We start from the raw sequence: 2,462 nt of genomic DNA, 5'->3' as shown, positions 1-2,462 counted from the left end.
ACAATTTACAATTGATAAATCACACTTATACATATACTATGAGATAGATTTGAAATATAATTTAACATTCCTCCAACACATGTAAATAAAAAAATCTGCTTCGCAGACTGTGTGTTTCCGCAATAATGGGAAGTTCAGGATCTGGAAAATCAACACTTCTATATGCACTTTCCGGAATGGACAAGTCAGGACTAGGAACAGTATTATTTAAGGGTACAGATATAACTAAATTAAATAATGATCAGTTAGCGCTTTTTAGAAGAGTAAACTGTGGATTTGTATTTCAGAATGTGTATTTATTAAAACAATATGAGTGTGATTGACAATGTGCTGACAAGCGGATTATTAATCAGTAAAAAGAAAAAAAATAGTTAATAAGACTAAAGAATTATTTGAAATGGTCGGTTTAAAAAAGGAGGTGTGGAATAAGTTCCCGAATCAATTATCAGGTGGTGAAGCACAGAGAGTTGGAATTGTCAGGACAATTATTAATAATCCATCGCTAATTTTTGCAGATGAACCTACAGGTGCATTAAATTCAGCAGCAAGTACAGATGTGCTTAATGTATTGACAAAAGTAAATGAAAATAAACAAAATATTGTTATGGTAACTCATGATGTAAAAACAGCATGCAGAGGTAATAGAATTATATACATAAAAGATGGTTCTGTATGTGGAGAACTTAAACTTCCATTTTATACTGGAGAAAATTTTGAAAAAAGATATGAAAAAGTTCAGGAATTCTTAAAAGATATGGGGTGGTAAAATGAAATTATTACGAATATCATATTTTAATATAAGAAAGAAAAAAGGTGCATCTATATCTTTATTGGTACTTATTATGCTTGCAAGCCTGTTTTTAAATATCGGATTAAATATATCAGGAAGTCTTTCTAAATTTTACTTTAATAAAGTTGAAGAACTTCATGCTCCTCATTATATTGCTTTGTTTGAAAATTCAAAATATAATCCTGAATACTTAAGATATATTGAAGATGATCCGCGAGTAGCTGAGTGTGAAACAGAAGAGATAATTTCCATGCATGAAACAAAGTGGTCAAATGAGAACAGCAATCAATTGTTCAGAATATAGATTCAGACTACAGATTATTAGGACATAAATTATGTGAACAATTAGATACTCCTAAAGAAAATGGAGCATATATTCCCATATCATTAAAAGGCCTTGGATATAAACTTGGAGATACAATCAATATAAATTATAAGGATAATGATTATAGCTATATAGTTAATGGTTTTTATGAATCAACAGTATTTGGAACAACAACAACAGGAAAATTTACTATATATTTAAGAAATAATGAATTTAGTGAGTTATATAAAAATGTAGGTGGTGCAAAGCTTGTTTGTGCAAGAATGAATAATATTCAAGACTGCAATGATGTAGCACAAGATTTTAAAAAATTTATAAAACAAATGATTATGAGCACCGATGATTCTCAAATGAATATTAATGCTACATTTGAAAATTTTGAAGATGCTAACACTACAATGTTAAGTATGGCATCTGTTTTTCTAATAATTTTCTCAGTAATTATAGTTATTATTTTATTATTAGTATTAAGATTTAGAATAAGCAATGATATAGAAGAAAATATGATTAATATAGGTGCTCTTGAAGTATTGGGATATACAAGCAGTGAGATACTTAGAATTTATATAAAAGAATCTATTCCTGATGAAATAAAAAAGAATGCTGGAGTTTATTGTAGTGATATTATGTTTAAAGTAGACTTTGATAATGATAAATTAATTTTATCGACAGTGGATGAAGAAGTAAATAAAACACAGGAATATGTATACACAAAAGAAGGATATTTTGTTTCAACAAATGGAAATTATATATCATTGTGGAATGGGATTGCTTCGCCTGAGAATGGATCTGTAGGAAATACTAAATTATATTTTAAAACTAAACCGGATGGAGGTACATGGATCTATATTCAAAATTATGAAACCTATCCTGGATTGAGTCATACTGCAGAATTTTCACCATATGCTGAAAAAATAGAAGAAAATAATGTAAGTGATAATATTATGGAAGCTTGGAGAAAGAGAAATAATAAAAAATATTATTTGAATAGTGAAAAATATACATCTGCTTATTATTTGTTAAAGAACAGAATTACTATGAAAATAAATTTAAGCGAAACTATGAATGGATATTTAAAAGCGAAAGAATGAGGACTGAATTGATAACAAATGTATCTCATGATTTAAAAACACCTCTTACTTCAATAATAAGTTATATTGATTTTTTGGATAACGATAATTTAAGTGAAGATGATAAGAAAAAATTTATTGGAATACTTAAAGAAAGAAGTGAGAGATTAAAACTTCTTATAGAAGATTTATTTGAAGTGACAAAAGCATCCAGCGGAAACATGAAGGTTGATATGGAAAAAATAGAAATCAATTCTCTTTTAAGACAGACTTTTGG

5 protein-coding genes are annotated in these 2,462 nt (G+C 27.9%); all 5 read left to right on the top strand.

The window, feature by feature from the left end; genetic code table 11:
- The first annotated feature begins 125 nt into the window (after positions 1-125).
- A complete protein-coding gene (locus tag Q0F58_RS18885; RefSeq protein WP_294379523.1) occupies positions 126-323 on the top strand; it encodes an ATP-binding cassette domain-containing protein in 198 nt (65 codons plus the stop codon).
- Positions 324-397: 74 nt separating this feature from the next.
- Positions 398-766 carry an ATP-binding cassette domain-containing protein gene (locus tag Q0F58_RS18880; RefSeq protein WP_294379521.1) on the top strand — a complete coding sequence of 123 codons (369 nt, stop codon included), beginning with the start codon at positions 398-400 and terminating at the stop codon, positions 764-766.
- A gap of 1 nt (position 767) precedes the next feature.
- Entirely contained in the window at positions 768-1,094 is a 327-nt protein-coding gene (locus tag Q0F58_RS18875; protein WP_294379519.1) for a hypothetical protein, read from the top strand.
- Positions 1,095-1,378: 284 nt separating this feature from the next.
- On the top strand, positions 1,379-2,206 hold the full coding sequence (locus Q0F58_RS18870; RefSeq protein ID WP_294379518.1) for an FtsX-like permease family protein: 828 nt from the start codon (positions 1,379-1,381) through the stop codon (positions 2,204-2,206).
- An 8-nt stretch (positions 2,207-2,214) separates the two neighbouring features.
- The coding region (locus Q0F58_RS18865; protein WP_367118223.1) for a sensor histidine kinase at positions 2,215-2,462 on the top strand (248 nt) is incomplete at its 3' end.

Origin of the sequence: uncultured Clostridium sp. (assembly GCF_934754915.1) — a bacterium.
Classification (GTDB): Bacteria; Bacillota; Clostridia; order Clostridiales; family Clostridiaceae; genus Clostridium.
The sequence above is the reverse complement of the archived record's forward strand: the minus strand, read 5'-3'. Positions and strand labels throughout refer to the sequence as shown.

Bases quoted from the DNA above. Each gene is read 5' to 3' on its own strand.
- Q0F58_RS18880 (WP_294379521.1), top strand. From the start codon at position 398: ATGGTCGGTTTAAAAAAGGAGGTGTGGAATAAGTTCCCGAATCAATTA.
- Q0F58_RS18875 (WP_294379519.1), top strand. From the start codon at position 768: ATGAAATTATTACGAATATCATATTTTAATATAAGAAAGAAAAAAGGT.
- Q0F58_RS18870 (WP_294379518.1), top strand. From the start codon at position 1,379: ATGAATAATATTCAAGACTGCAATGATGTAGCACAAGATTTTAAAAAA.
- Q0F58_RS18885 (WP_294379523.1), top strand. From the start codon at position 126: ATGGGAAGTTCAGGATCTGGAAAATCAACACTTCTATATGCACTTTCC.